The sequence below is a fragment of the Kitasatospora sp. NPDC087861 genome (assembly GCF_044742585.1).
Taxonomy (GTDB): Bacteria; Actinomycetota; Actinomycetes; order Streptomycetales; family Streptomycetaceae; genus Kitasatospora.
Map to the genome: position 1 here is coordinate 224730 of NZ_JBIUUS010000009.1, position 13769 is coordinate 238498.

Genomic DNA, 13769 nt, shown 5'->3' on the forward strand with positions numbered 1-13769 from the left:
CTGCGGCGTCGGTGCTGCCGGTGCTACCGGGGCGGCGCAGCAGGCCGATGGAGTTCGGCCGGCCCTGGTGAGGGCTGGTCCGGGCGGTCGGGTGACCGCCGGTCGACCGGACCTGCCGCCGGGGCGGGGGCGCGCGGGCCGACGTGCGCGGGCCGGGTGCCCGTACCCGCGACGCGGGCGTAGCCCGGGGCCTCCGGTGCTGCCGGTGCCTCCGGGGCGTCAGGGGTCTCAGGGGCCTCGGGCGTTGCCGGTTCCTCCGGTTCCTCCAGCGCCTCCGGCATCGGGAGGGTGAGGACGTCGTCGGCCAGCGGGAGGAACGCCGGGTCGTGGGTGATCAGGACCGCGGTGCGGCCGGCCATCAGGCGGCGCAGCGGGGGGATGAGCTGCTGGACGGTGCGCGGGTCCAACCCGGTGGTGGGTTCGTCCAGGACGAGGACCGGGGTGTCGCGCAGGAAGGCGCGGGCGATGGCGACGCGCTGGCTCTGCCCGCCGGAGAGCTGGAAGCCGTCGGCTCCGATGACGGTGCCGTAGCCGTCCGGCAGTGCGGTGATGAAGTCGTGGGCGCCCGCGCTCCGGGCGGCGCGTTCGATGTCGTCCTGGGGGGCGTCGGGCCTGCCGTAGGCGATGTTGTCCCGGATGGTCGCGTGGAAGAGCGGTGCCTGCTGGGGCAGGAGGGTGATCGCCCGGCGCAGTGAGGCGATGGTCAGCTCCCGGATGTCGTCGCCGTCGAGGCGGACGGTGCCGCCCTGGGGGTCCAGGAAGCGGACCAGGAGCTTGCCGAGCGTGGACTTGCCGCTGCCGCTGGGGCCGATGACGGCCAGGACCTTGCCGGGGCTGACGTCGAAGCTGACGTCGGACAGCACCGGGGCGTCGTGGCTGCCGGGGTAGACGGCGCTGACGCCGTCGAAGGAGACCCGGCCACGGACGGCGTCGGTGTCGCGGGCGGTGGGGCTCTCGTGGACCGGGCTGGTCAGGTCGTGGAGTTCCAGGACGCGTTCGCCCGAGGCGCAGGCGGCGCCGGCGAGCGGGATGACCGCGGCGAGCTGCTGGACCGGTTCGAACAGCTGGGCCATGAAGGCCGCGAAGGCGAGCAGGCCGCCCAGGGTCAGCCCGCCGTGGATGACCTCCAGCGCGCCGACGCCCACCACGACCAGTCCGGCGAGCATCTGCAGGACGTTGAGGAGCGGTTGGTAGAGGTCCGCCATCCGGGCGGAGGCGAGTTCGGCGTCGAGCAGGGCCTTTCCTTCCCGGTGCACCCGTGCGACGTCGCGGGCCTCCTGGCCGCAGGTGCGGGTGACGACCGCGTTGCGCAGCGACTCCTCCAGCAGCGCCGTGACGCCGCCGGCGCGGCGCTGGACCTGTCTCTCCCGGGTGCGGATGCGCCGCCCGAAGAAGCTGGTGGTGACGATGAACAGCGGCGCGGCGAGGAGCGCGGCCAGGGTGAGGGGCCAGCTCAGGTAGAAGGCCGCGCCGGCGAACAGCACCAGGCTGACCGCGGCCACCGCGCCCTCGACGAGGCCGGTCGCGATCATCTGCTCGATCGTCGCGATGTCGGCGGTCATCCGGGCGACCAGGTCGCCGCGCCAGCGGGTCTCCAGCGTGTCGGGCGGCAGGCTGTGCAGATGGGCGAGGGTCCCGGTACGGAGCCGCAGCATGAACCGCTCGGCGGTCCTGGTGCCGGTGTAGGTGCCCGCGAAGATGAGCAGCGCGGCCACCACGGCCGCGCCGAGCATGGTGCCGGCGAGCGGCCAGAAGTCGGCGAAGCGCCGCGGGACGAGGACGTTGTCGATCAGGTCCTTGAACAGCCAGACCGAGACCACCTCGCCGAAGGCGCCGAGGACGAGCAGGGTCGCGCTCAGTGGCAGCCAGCGCGCGTCCGGGCGGACCCAGGGCCAGAACCGTCGGAACAGCTCGCGCAGCGTGATGGCGGGCGAGTCGGCCACCGGCCCCTGGTAGGGGGCGTGGTCGGCGGCCCGACCCTGCTGTGCGGTCTGCTCCGCAGCCTGGCCGGCCGGGCTCCCCAAGGGCGTCGCACCGTGCATGGAGGTACCCCGATCAGGATCAAGGGGCCGGCGGTTTTCACCGCCGACCCCACAGATGGTGTTATGCCGGACTGTTCAGGACAGTCCACACCGTCTTGACTGTCACCACCAGCCGTACCGACGGCGGCGGTTGCGACCACCACCACGACGGCGGCGATCGCGGTCGCGTCCGTAGCCACGGTCTCTGCGGTTGAAGTAACTCATGACGGCCTTCTTTCGTCGCATTGGCTCACCGCGTAACCGCGATCCGCGCCCAGTGCGCTGATCGGAGGGTTTGCGGCACAGACTGCCGTTGCCGTGTGGGACAGCCCGAACGACAGGCCAGTCGCGGACTGTTGCCGCGATCCCGTCCCACTCCTCCAGTATCCGCACGCCTGCTCCGCGCGCAGCTCAGGAGCCGGAGCGCTCATCCGCGCCGGGCGCGGCTCCAGGGTCGGATCTGCGAACGGATCTGGGCGTACGCAGGGCCGCGAGGCGGGTCCGGGCACCCGGAGCGCGAGGGCTCGGCGGCCTTCCCTGCGGGCCACACATGCCTGTGCCACAGGCGAGTTGACGATTGGTCAGGATGTGCGCCGGCGGGTATCGAGGCGGCGCCGACGGCGGGTGCGGGTGGTGGCCCGGTCCGGGGTGCTGAGGGGGTCCGGCGGGTTTTCCGTTGTCTTTGTTCAGGATGAAGCGAGGCTCTGCGATCATCCGATGATCGTCGCTCGTGCGGTGGGCGACGCTTGATGGGGGAGTGACCGACATGGCCGAGGTGCCCGCGGACGGCGCTACCGGGGCCGGGCGGCCCGGTAGGTCCGTACGGATCGCCGTCGACAGGGAGACGCGGATGGTGGTCCTCGGCGGGGTGCTGGGGGCGATGTTCGCGAGCATGGGGCTGGCCGTGCTGATCGGGCGCTCCCACGGGTACGGCGGCGAGAGCCTCGGTTCCATGGGCCTCATCAGCATCCTCGGCCTGATGCCCTGCGGTGCCGGCCTGCTCTGGGCCCTGCTCCACCCCCGGCTCGGGTTCCCCTCCGTCGCCGTCGGAATCCTGATCGGGATTGGTCTGTTCGTGTCCTTCGCCGGGACGGGCCTCAACGACGCCTGGGCCGCGCCGCTGGACCGGCCGTCCAGCATCCGCGCGGTCGGCAGCTGGACGAGCGGGGACGTGGTGGTCCGGGTGCGGCCCGACCAGGTGGTCGCCTACCGCGGCGCCACCGGGCAGGTCGCGTGGCGGTGGACGCCGCCGGGGGAGGACTCCGTCTGCGCCATGAGCCGTGGGACCGGCCACGGACTCGGACTGCTCGGTCACTCCGAGCACGACCGGCCGTGCGCGGCGGTGACGGCACTGAACCTCGCGAACGGCACGGTTGCCTGGACCGCCGCCGTGGACGCGCCCGGCCGGGTGGGTGACACGGCGGCGCCCGATCTGCTCGCCGTCGCCGGGGACGAGGCCGTCCTGCAGGAGAGGAGCGGCTGGCGCGCGGTGCACCTTGCCGACGGCGGTGCGGCCTGGCACGGCGACGCGGACGCCGGCTGCTCGCCGTTGCAGGTGGCGGGCGGTGCGGCGGAGGCGGTGACGGTCGCGCAGTGCGGCGACGCCGCGCCGGTGCTGCGGTCGCTGGATCCGGCGGACGGGCGGGAGCGGACGCGCGTCGTCCTCCCGGTCACGGGCGGGTTGAAGGACCTCGCGGTGGTCTCCACCGAACCGCTGGCGGTCTGGGTCGACGCGCAGGGCGAGCGCGGGACGCACGCCGTCCTCAGCTTCGACGGGGCGGGGCGGCAGCGGGCGTCGATCCCGGTCGCGGGTGACGAGTACGACCTGGACGTCATGCTGGGCGGCGCCCACGCCTACGACGCGTTCGCGGCCCGACCGCTGTTCGGAGGGGTGGTCGTCGGAGACCAGCTGATCATCCCGGGGGAGAAGCCGGACGACGTCCGGATCAGCGGGGGCAAGAACCCCAGCCGCATCGCCACCGGGCGCCTGGTCGCCTACTCGCTCGCCGACGGCGGAAAGCGGTGGACCTCCGGGTTGGACGACCAGGTGACGGGGCTGCTGGTGGACGGGACGTCGGTGTGGGCACTGACCCGGGACAAGCTGACCCGGGTCGACGCCGCCACCGGGCGCCAGAGCGCCGAACTGGACGTCAACGACACGGAGTCCGTCCACCCGGTGGACCTGTCGGTCTCCGGGCGGAACCGGTTCACGGTGGTCGCGGAGGACGGCACGCGGGACGAGCCGCCGGTTCGGGGCATGAGCTGACGCCGGTGCCGGTTATGGGCGGTAGCCGGTGCCGGGTGTGGGCGGAAGCAGGGCCGTTCGGGTGAGGGCGAGGTTGGCGAGGTCGGCGAGGTCGGCGTACGGGGCTGTCCGGCGGGGTCGGTCCGACCCCCGACGGCCCGCATCTCGTCACGCCCGGTGACGACGGGCGCCGAGACGAGCACACCGATCCGACCGTTCTGAGCGTTTCGGGCGCCTGTGTCAGGCTGGTGGAGGAGCACCGCCGAGATCGGGAGGCTCGTGATGGCCGAGATCAGGGCGAACGGGGTGTCGCTGCACTACGAGGCCCAAGGGGAGGGGCCGGGCGTCGTCCTGGTGCACGGCTCGTGGACCGACGGCGACAGCTGGGCGCGGGTGATGCCGGGCCTGGCCGAGTTCACCACCGTCGTCGCCTACGACCGGCGGGGCCACAGTCGCAGCGAGGACCTGCTCACCCAGGGTTCGGTGTACGAGGACGCGGCCGACCTGGCCGGGCTGATCGACGCGCTCGGACTGGCCCCGGCCTTCGTCTGCGGGAGCTCGTACGGGTCGCTGATCACGCTGCGGCTCGCCTCCGCCCGGCCAGACCTGCTGCGGGGGATCGCCGTGCACGAGCCGCCCGGTACCGGCGTCCTGCTCGCCGATCCCGAGCTGCGGCCGGCCGCCACCGAGCTCGCCGGTCGGATCGCCGCCGTCCGGGAGCTGCTGGAGCAGGCGGAGTCGGCCGCGGCGGCCGAGCTGTTCGTGGAGACGGTCGCCTTCGGGCCGGGGGCCTGGGCGCAGCTGCCCGCGCCGGTGCGGCACACCTACGTGCGCAACGCGCCGACCTACCTGGACGAGCTGCGCGACCCGGACGCCCTGGACCTCGACCTGACCGCGCTGGCCCGCTTCACGGAGCCCGCCCTGCTCACGCAGAGCGACGACAGCCCGTCGATGTACGGCGAGGTGCTGGACATCATCGACCTCACCCTGCCGAGTGTGGAGCGGCACCTGTACAAGGGTGCCGGTCACGCTCCGCATCTGTCGGAGCCGGAGGAGTGGGTGCGGGTGGTGCTGCCGCGCGCGTTGGCGTCGTGAGTCGCGGCGCGACGCCTGCGGTCGGCCCGTTCCGCTGACACCTGGGGTTCGAGCGTCGAAGATCGAACGGGCCGACGACACAGGTCAGTTGGGTGCCGCTCCCCAACCGTCGTCGGGGAGGGTGCGGTCCGGCTCCGGGCAGTCGGTGTGATCGTAGCCCCACAGCAGGGCCTTGTTCAGCACCCAGTCGTCCAGCGGCGGCGCGTCGCGGTCCTCGCGGTCGGTGAGGACGAACGCCACCCGGATCTCCTCGGCCACCGCCACCTCCAGAGTGCGCTGGTCGGGGACGTTCTCGTACGTCACGGTCTCCCAGCGGCAGCCGGCGGCGGTCAGCGCGGCGACCAGGGACGACTCGGTGACGTGCGTGTCGAATGTCCGCAACCCGCCACCGGCCAGCGGGAGCTCGAGTTCGCCGTGCCACACGGGCAGGGAGAGCGACTGGAGCCGGCGGCAGTGGCAGAACACCGTCTGCACGTCGCCCCAGCCGAAGCCGTGCGGCCAGCGGGACTCGCGGTGGATCCGCCCGCCGTCCCAGGGATCGCCGTAGTGGGCGGCGAGTTCGGGCAACGAGGCGTTGTAGCGCAGGCCGTCGAAGCCGTCCAGGCCGCCGGTGGCCGCCAGCGCGGTGAGCCGCGCGAGGAAGTCCGTCACCCCAGGCACCCGCGCACCGCGTCGACCAGTCGGGTGGCGCGGGCGTCGCCGTGGCCGATCATCCGGTTGGCGACGTAGCCGAAGCCGACGCCGAACTCGTCGTCTCCGAAGGCGAACTGGCCGCCCGCGCCGTCGTTGCCGAAGCTGCGCGCGCCCAGCAGCGGACGGAAGGCGGGGGAGTCCAGCAGCAGGCCGGAACCCCAGCGGGCGCCCATGTCGAAGCCCAGGAAGCCCGCGCCGGAGGAGACTTCGCGCACCGCGTCGGTGACGGTCTCGTGCGAGAGCAGGCGCGGGGCGCCGTCCAGGCCGGTGGCGGCCGCCGCGTAGAGCCCCGCCAGCCCGGTGGCGGAGGCGACCGCGCCCGCGCCGGGCAGCTCGATCGCGTGCAGGGCCGGGTCGTTCCAGCCGTGCGGTGAGTCCAGGCCGGGGAAGACCAGGGCGCCGTTCATCGTCACGATCCGGGTCAGCAGGTGCTCCGGGCCGGGCATCGGGCGGCGGCCCTCCGCCTCCACCAGCCGGGCCAGTCGCGGGAGGTCGCTCTCCGGAAGGCCGATCCAGACCGGCAGACCGAGCGGCTCGGCGATCTCCTTGCGGAGGAACGCGCCCGGCGTGAGCCCGGTGATCCGGCGGATCACCTCGCCGACCGCGAAGCCGAGGACGTGGCCGTGGTACTCGTAGGTCGTGCCGGGCTCCCAGAGCGGCTCCTGCTCCTCGATCGCGCGGACGACGGGCGTCCAGTCGGCGATCTCCTCGAAGGAGAGCACCGCGTCCAGGGCCGGGATGCCCGCGCGGTGGCCGAGGATCATGCGGGTGGTGATGTCCTGCTTGCCGTGGCGGGCGAATTCGGGCCAGTAGCGGGCGATCGGCGCGTCGAGGTCGAGCCGGCCCTGCTGGGCGAGCAGGTGGGCGCTGATGCTCACCGGGCCCTTGGCACAGGAGAAGACCGGGACGACGGTGTCCTGCGTCCAGGCCCGCCCGGTGCGCTCGTCGGCCGTCCCGCCCCACAGCTCGACCACCTTGCGGCCGCCGGCGAACACCGTGACGGCGGCGCCGAGCTCGGGGAACTCGGCGAAGTTGCGGGCGAAGACGTCCGCCACGGCGCCGAACCGTTCGTCGGCCCAGCCCGGGTACTGCTGCATGGTGTCCCGCCCCGTTCTCTGGTCCTCGTGGAGCCAGCCCTCGTGGAGTCGCTGCCCCAAGATCGTCGACCGGACCACGGTACGGGGTCGGAGCGCTCGGCACGACCAGGTTTCCCACCCGGGCCGGGGCGAGCGGCAGCGGCGAGCAGCCGCTGCCGGGCGGGGGGTCGGCGTCGGGCATGATGGTCGGCGACTGAGGGGTACTGAGGGGGTTCGGAATGGATCGTGAAGCGCTGGACGTGCTGACCGCGCTGTGGCTGCAGCGGTGGCCCGGCGGCCCCCCGGTCGGGCATGAGATCGGCGCCGAGCACAGGGACGTCTGGGTGCGCTTCCACAGCCTGCCGGAGTCCAAGCGCTACCCCGACGACGAGGGCGAGTACGCCGTCGTGCTGGAGCGCCACAACACGGTCCTGGACGAGCTGTTCGACGGTTCGGACGTCTACGTGATCACGCCGACGTGGACGAGCGGGCCGGACGTCCCCGACGAGCGCCCGGCCGGCACGCACTGGCAGACCCGGCTGCAGACGGACGACCCGGATCCGGAGTTCCGCACCTACTGCCACGTCTTCGTCGACCGCCGGACGTGGCGGCCCGGCAGTCTCGACGAGCTGCTGCGCCGCGTCGCCGACGAGGAGGTGGCCGGCGTCATCGTCGCGGACACCGCCATGCGTCGGCTCTACCACCCGTACGACGGCGGCGCCGACGTCTACCTCACCTCCTCCGAGGAGCGGGACCGGCTGCGGGAGCGGCACGCCGACTGGCTGTCCCGGCACCCGCAGGGGTGGTGAGTCCCGGCCGGAAGCCCGGCGGCCGGAGCCCGGAGCCCGGCGGCCGGTAGGCCGGGGGCTTCGGGCCGCACAGGGCCTCCCGTGGTGCCGCCGCCCGGGCGGCGGTCGGTCACCCGCCGTCAGCCGCGGCCGGTGACGTAGAGGGGCTTCATGTCGACGACCGTCGTGGTGACGGTGTGTCCCAGGCCCTCGCGGGCGGCGTTGGTGAGCAGGCCGGGGTCGGCCTCGACGTGCTCGGCGAACAGGCCGCCGAGGCCGCGGGCGCGGGCGTACTCGGCCTTGGCGCGGACGGAGCGCGGGGTGTCGAGGGAGAGGAAGACGCCGGTGGCCGGGTTGTGGAGGTAGTCGGCGTCGGCGGAGATGTCCGTGTGCAGCTCGAAGCCGTTGCGGCCCTCGCCGTTCTCCAGGTCGAGGTAGTTGCGCAGCACGTCGGCGTAGGTGCTCGTGCCGGGCGCGAAGGAGCCGACCGTCTGGCCCGAAGCGGTGTCGTACGTGCCGCGCAGGGGCGAGCTGCGGGTGAGCCGGGACCGCTTGGCGTTGCGGGTGGTCGTGGCGTAGCCGAGGTGGATGCGGTGGGGGTCCACGCCGGTGCGCTCGATCAGGTGGGTGACGGCGCCGTCGACGCAGTCCGTCTGGCTGCTGCTCGGGTCGCGGCGCAGCGAGGTGTGGTGCCCGAGCCCGGTGGACCAGGGGCTGCCGAAGAAGTCGAAGGACATCAGGTCCAGCCGTTCGGCGCCGGCCTCCACCAGGAGCGGGATGTTCATCGCGTCCAGTTGGGCGGCGGAGGCCGGCACCGCGACGGCGATCGTGGCGGCGGAGCCGGCGGCGGCCAGGGCGGCCCTGGTCTCGTGGATGAGCGCGGCGTAGTTCCCGGCGTCCTCCGGCCCGTACCCGGCCCCCGGGGCGCCGGCCGAGCCGGGCCAGCGCCAGTCCAGGTGGAGGGCGGAGAACATCGGGAAGGCGCGGAACACGCGCACCACGGACTCGGCGAACCGCCGCCACGAGGCCGGGTCCTGCGCGATGGTGTGGAAGGCCTGGCTCAGCTCCCAGCCGCCGACGTGCAGGCCGACCGCGAGGTCCGGGTTGCGCTCCGTGAGGCGGCGCGCGGCGCCCAGCAGGCCCTGGGCCTGCTGCTGGCCGAACAGGGCCGGGTAGTCGTTGGAGACCCAGCCGTCGAACCCGTAGCCGAGGTAGGCGGCCACCGCGCTCCACGGGTCGATGAAGGCCACCGCGCCGTGGTCGGCGGCGGGGATGCCGAAGTCCTGTGCCGCTTGGGCGGTGGCCGCCGCCAGGCTGCCCTGGTCGCCGACGATGCCGACCAGGCCGAGGACGATCTCGTCGAAGGCCCCGTTCGCGGCCTCCAGCCGGGTGAGGTCCGCGCCCGGCCCGCCGGTGGGGCCTCCGCTGTCGTCCGTCAGGCGGCTGTCGTAGGCCCACGTGGTGTCCAGGAAGCCGGACACGGTCTGCTCGCCGCTGCGCCGGTAGGTGTTGAAGGCGGGCCCGGCCACCCGGCAGGGGGTGAAGGAGAGCTTCGAGTCCTCCCGCGCCGGGTCGAAGCCGTTCATCTGATACGTGCGTTCGGCCGCGTCGACGGCCCGGCCGTCGAGGCCGGGGTCGGACGGGTACACCAGCTCGCTCATGACAGTTCTCCCTGCATCGCGCTAGCGGAAAGTGCCCGGTGTGGCGCCGGGTGTGACCGTGCTTGTGCAGGGTAGTGACCGGACCGGGTGGCGCGGGCGGGTTCGGGTGAACGAGTTGACTGATCGTCAGGGGCGGCGTGGAGGTCGCGCGGACAGGCGTGGTGGGGCTATCCCGGAAGCAGGACGGGCGCAGGTCTTGGTGATCATCGAGTTGAGACGCTCTGTGATCACCGAGGACCTGCGCCTGCGCTGCTGGAGGGGGCGGCCTACGCGGCGACTCATCCGCTGGGCTGCCCCCGCCCACGCATCACGGACCTGGTCGGCGGTCAGTCCGCGTCGGCTTCCGTCCGCCACGTGGAGCGGAGTTGCGCGCCTATGCCGCCGGCCTGGCGAAGACCCGCTTGGTAGGCCGGCTCCCAGGCTGCCAGGTCGCCCGGGTCCGAGCCGAAGGCGCGCACCGAGGCGGGATCGGGGCCGATGGTCACCACGGTGTCCGCCCCCACGGCCGCCAGCTGCTGGTTGAGCGGCTCGCGGGGAAACAGGTGCGCCATCGGCTCGACCACGACCAGCGTGCGGGCGCCGGCCGCGAGATCGGCGTTGGTACCCGACCGCAGCGCACCGTCCATGTACCGCCGGCCGTCGATGGCGACGGGCGGCGCGGCCCCGGGGAAGGCGCTGCTCGCCGCCACCGCGTGCACCAACGGCACGCCGCTGTCGCGGTCCCACACCACGGGCTCACCGGTGGTTGCGTCCACGGCGGCGATCAGCAGCCGCCGCTGCGGCCACGCGTCCGCACCGATCAAGGCGGCGCGCCCCGCGATCAGCGCCTCATCGGCTTCGGGGTCGGTGCTGTCGAGCGCGAGCCGGCCGACGCGACGCCTGGCCTCGCCGGGTTCCAGGCTGTGGTCGCCGAGTACGGCGAACACCTCGCCCATCCGCGCGGGGTCCGCCTTGAGTCGGTGAGCCGGCTGGCGAGCCGACGTCGCGAGCCGCCCCGGGTCCTGATCGGTGGCGAGTAGCGCTGCGACGATCGCGCCGGCCGACGTGCCGACGATCAGGTCGGCTTCGCCCAGATCCACGCCGTCGCGGCGCAACCCGTAGGCCAGCCCTGCCATCCAGGCCGTGCCGACGTGACTCCCGGGACCCAGGACGAGTGCTCGGTCGAAGGTGCGCAAGGTGGTCTCCCCTCGTTAGTGAAACAGTCGTACCATATACTCGCTAACGCTGTTTCAGTTTCGAGTTGCGAGAGGAGATCCACCGTGGGGCGACCCGCAGATCCCGCCCGTCGTGAGCGCACACTGGCGCGGGCGACCGACTACGTGCTGGCGCACGGATTGGCCGGGCTGAGCCTGCGACCACTGGCCGCGGCCCTGGACACCAGCCCACGGATGCTGCTCTACGACTTCGGCAGCAAACAGGAGTTGGTCGCTGCGGTCCTCGCCGAGGCCCGTCGCCGAGGTGCGGTGCGCCTGGCCGAGCGCCTTCCGGTGGCGACGGGCTCCGTGCAGGAGCGGCTGCGTGGCATCTGGGCGTGGATCAGCGCAGACGAACGTGCGCCGTTCGTCCGGCTGTTCTTCGAGGTGCACGCCGACGGCCTGGTCCACCCCGAGAACTACCCCGACCAGGGCGAGGCGATCACGGACTGGTTCGGCACTCTCGGTGCCACCTTCCGCGACGTCTCCACCGGTCCGGACGACACCGTCACGCCCACGTTGGTCATGGCCGTTGTCCGGGGTCTGTTGTTCGATCTCACAGCCACCGGCGACCGCCACCGCACCGATCGTGCGCTGGACCGCTTCGCTGAACTCCTCAAGCAGTGAACGCCCTTCGGAGAACGTCGCCGATACGATCGCTACAGGCAGAGAGGGAGGGCGCGGAGGCTCGGAGCCTCGGTCATACTGGTCCGCGCGAAGACTCGGGGAGGCGCGCGACCCATGGGGTTCGGAATGGACGAGGCCAGGCGTATCGGCGGCTATACCGTCGAACGCGAACTGGGCGCCGGCGGGATGGGCACCGTCTACCTGGCACGTTCGCGCGGAGGCCGCGCGGTGGCCGTCAAGGTGGCTCGTCCGGAACTTGCCGCCGATCCGCATTTTCGCGAGCGGTTCCGGGCCGAGGTCGCCGCGGCCCGTCGGGTCGGTGGGTTTCACACGGCCCCGGTCGTGGATGCCGATCCGGAGGCGGAGGCGCCCTGGCTCGCCACGGCGTACGTGCCGGGGCCCACACTGTCCGGACTGCTCGCAGCGCAGGGAGCGATGGGCGAGGAGCGGTTGCGGATGCTCGGCGCGGCCCTGGCCGAGGCCCTGCAGGCCATCCACGCCTGCGGATTGGTCCACCGCGACCTCAAGCCCGGCAACATCATCATGGCCGAGGACGGTCCGAGGGTCCTGGACTTCGGCATCGCGCGTGCTGTTGAGTCAACCCGCCTGACCATGACCGGAGCTGCCTTCGGCACCCCCGGATTCCTTGCGCCGGAGCAGGCCCAAGGCCTCGAAGTGAGCGGCGCCGCAGACGTGTTCGCACTCGGCGCGGTGCTGGTCGCCGCCGCGGGCGGCAGTGCGTTCGGCGCGGGAACACCCATCGGACTGATGTACCGTTCGGTGCACGAAGCGCCCGATCTGTCCGCGGTGCCGGAAGGAATGCGCCCGGCTGTCGCCGCGTGCCTGGCCAAGAACCCGGCCCTGCGCCCCACAACGGACCAGCTCCTGGACCTGTTCGTGCCTGCCTCGGCGCAGTACACCCCCACCGTGGTCCCGGGGGAAGGACAGAAGCCGTTCGCGACGGCCCCGGTGGGGTACACGCCGACCCTCCGCGCACAGCCGCGGAGCGGGGACGAGGGGGAGGACGACGACGAGTTCGTGTTCATCGCGGCAGACCGCGGGAGCAGTGTCACCGTCGACGCGGACGGCGTCATGATCGACTCCGAAGGAGAGAGCGTTGCGCTCACCTGGGCGGAGATCAGGACCCTCGACCACACCGTGGAGTCCCGGCGGCTCAGGGTGACCGCCCACCGTCACGACGGTAGCGTGGTCCGCTGTTGGCTGGGCACGCGCCGGGCGTCCCGACTCAACGACTGGGTCGAGCAGTTGACCCTGGCCCTTGATCGCTATCTCCCGGCGTAAGCCGCCGGCGGGCGGAGCCGAGCGGCGGCAGGACCGGGGGCCGGCCGCCCGGATTCGACGAGGACCGCTACAAGAAGCGCGACACCGTCGGACGGGCGATCAACAAGCTCAAGTATCGAGCTCGACAGTGCCACCACCGGAGACGGCGCTCATCTGACCGGGCTGCGGATATTCCGGGCGTCCGATCCCGACCACTATCCTGAGCCGGTGCTTCACGAGCTGTGGGACGAAGGCGAGGAGGGAAAGATGTTCTGCCTGGCCGGACCGCGCGGAGACGGGGCTCGTGCGCTCTTGTCCGAACGTGCCCGGCTCGTGTGGACCGTCGAGGCCGCGAGCTACTTCGACGCGATGACGTTGTACTACCAGCGCATGGGCTGGGGTACCTACACCACAGAGCACCCGGAGTGGGACAACCGGACCTACGCCGAGCACGGCTGGGAATGATCCACCCATTTCATCCCTCCAGCCACACACGCCTCACGAACTACAGCTGGAGTACTAATCTCCCATGAACCACAGGTAACTGCCGGGCGTCGCCACGCAGGAGGCCAACAGCGTTGCCAGGTCACGTACGGCGGCCGTATGCGACTCATAGGTGCACTGCTGCAAGAGGCCGGGGATCTCCCGAAGAGCGGCCTCGGCCTCGCGCTCGTCGAACAGCGTGTCGCCGACACGATCGACCGAGCGGAGCCCGCCCGGGCAGAGCTCGCCCGAGCTGCTCCTCCCTAGCCTGGACAGTACCTGTTCCAACGCTTCTCCGTGCTCGTACGATCCTTGAAGGAGCGTAACCCTGGACGTATGCCAGTCGTCCGACTCGGTCCACGTGGGCCGCGCAGAGTGCAGTTCGAGCTCAATCCCCATGATCGTCTCCTTGAAAGTCGCGCGCCGAAGCCCATCGCGAGCACCGCGGCTAACCCGCTCTCGGCCGACATGGTCCAGCAGAGCACAGGTCTCCTCAGCAAAGGACGGTCATGTGCCAGACAGGGCCTAATTGACGGTTCGCCAGGGGCGCTTCAGTCGAGGGCGACGGCACGTCGCGCTGCCGACGGCGCGCCGGGCTCGCCCGGA

At 72.3% G+C, this 13769-nt stretch carries 12 protein-coding genes; 6 read left to right on the forward strand and 6 right to left on the reverse strand.

Going from position 1 to position 13769, the window contains the following annotated elements; all coding sequences use genetic code 11:
- Positions 1-23 precede the first annotated feature (23 nt).
- Positions 24-2042, reverse strand: a complete 2019-nt coding sequence (locus ACIOJE_RS15965; RefSeq protein WP_280682812.1) for an ABC transporter ATP-binding protein — start codon at positions 2040-2042, stop codon at positions 24-26.
- 745 nt (positions 2043-2787) lie between these two features.
- On the opposite strand from ACIOJE_RS15965, the gene ACIOJE_RS15970 reads away from it, so the two are divergent.
- Positions 2788-4287: a PQQ-binding-like beta-propeller repeat protein gene (locus ACIOJE_RS15970; protein ID WP_400776671.1), complete on the forward strand. Its 1500-nt coding sequence runs from the start codon at positions 2788-2790 to the stop codon at positions 4285-4287.
- 261 nt (positions 4288-4548) lie between these two features.
- Complete coding sequence (locus ACIOJE_RS15975) at positions 4549-5361, forward strand: alpha/beta hydrolase (RefSeq protein ID WP_280682809.1); 813 nt, start codon at positions 4549-4551, stop codon at positions 5359-5361.
- 84 nt (positions 5362-5445) lie between these two features.
- Here ACIOJE_RS15975 and ACIOJE_RS15980 read toward each other — a convergent pair whose 3' ends face one another.
- Positions 5446-6012: a hypothetical protein gene (locus ACIOJE_RS15980; RefSeq protein WP_400776675.1), complete on the reverse strand. Its 567-nt coding sequence runs from the start codon at positions 6010-6012 to the stop codon at positions 5446-5448.
- The gene (locus tag ACIOJE_RS15985) at positions 6009-7151 is read right to left on the reverse strand and encodes a serine hydrolase domain-containing protein (protein ID WP_400776758.1); all 1143 of its coding nucleotides are present in this window, start codon (positions 7149-7151) and stop codon (positions 6009-6011) included. Before ACIOJE_RS15985 ends, ACIOJE_RS15980 begins: the two co-directional genes overlap by 4 nt.
- Positions 7152-7369: 218 nt before the next feature.
- Between ACIOJE_RS15985 and ACIOJE_RS15990 the strand changes: the two genes are divergently transcribed.
- Positions 7370-7939 carry a hypothetical protein gene (locus tag ACIOJE_RS15990; RefSeq protein WP_400776677.1) on the forward strand — a complete coding sequence of 190 codons (570 nt, stop codon included), beginning with the start codon at positions 7370-7372 and terminating at the stop codon, positions 7937-7939.
- A 119-nt stretch (positions 7940-8058) separates the two neighbouring features.
- On the opposite strand, the gene ACIOJE_RS15995 is transcribed toward ACIOJE_RS15990, so the two are convergent.
- Positions 8059-9579, reverse strand: a complete 1521-nt coding sequence (locus ACIOJE_RS15995) for a glycoside hydrolase family 18 protein (protein WP_400776680.1) — start codon at positions 9577-9579, stop codon at positions 8059-8061.
- A 326-nt stretch (positions 9580-9905) separates the two neighbouring features.
- Complete coding sequence (locus ACIOJE_RS16000; protein ID WP_400776683.1) at positions 9906-10754, reverse strand: patatin-like phospholipase family protein; 849 nt, start codon at positions 10752-10754, stop codon at positions 9906-9908.
- Between the two features lie 84 nt (positions 10755-10838).
- Between ACIOJE_RS16000 and ACIOJE_RS16005 the strand changes: the two genes are divergently transcribed.
- The 3 genes from ACIOJE_RS16005 (at position 10839) to ACIOJE_RS16015 (ending at position 13145) form a co-directional block, all read left to right on the forward strand.
- On the forward strand, positions 10839-11399 hold the full coding sequence (locus ACIOJE_RS16005) for a TetR/AcrR family transcriptional regulator (RefSeq protein WP_280682799.1): 561 nt from the start codon (positions 10839-10841) through the stop codon (positions 11397-11399).
- A gap of 126 nt (positions 11400-11525) precedes the next feature.
- Positions 11526-12701 carry a serine/threonine-protein kinase gene (locus tag ACIOJE_RS16010; RefSeq protein ID WP_400776686.1) on the forward strand — a complete coding sequence of 392 codons (1176 nt, stop codon included), beginning with the start codon at positions 11526-11528 and terminating at the stop codon, positions 12699-12701.
- Positions 12702-12908: 207 nt separating this feature from the next.
- A complete protein-coding gene (locus tag ACIOJE_RS16015; protein WP_400776688.1) occupies positions 12909-13145 on the forward strand; it encodes a hypothetical protein in 237 nt (78 codons plus the stop codon).
- 54 nt (positions 13146-13199) lie between these two features.
- Here ACIOJE_RS16015 and ACIOJE_RS16020 read toward each other — a convergent pair whose 3' ends face one another.
- Positions 13200-13562: a hypothetical protein gene (locus tag ACIOJE_RS16020; RefSeq protein ID WP_280682794.1), complete on the reverse strand. Its 363-nt coding sequence runs from the start codon at positions 13560-13562 to the stop codon at positions 13200-13202.
- Between the last annotated feature and the right edge of the window lie 207 nt (positions 13563-13769).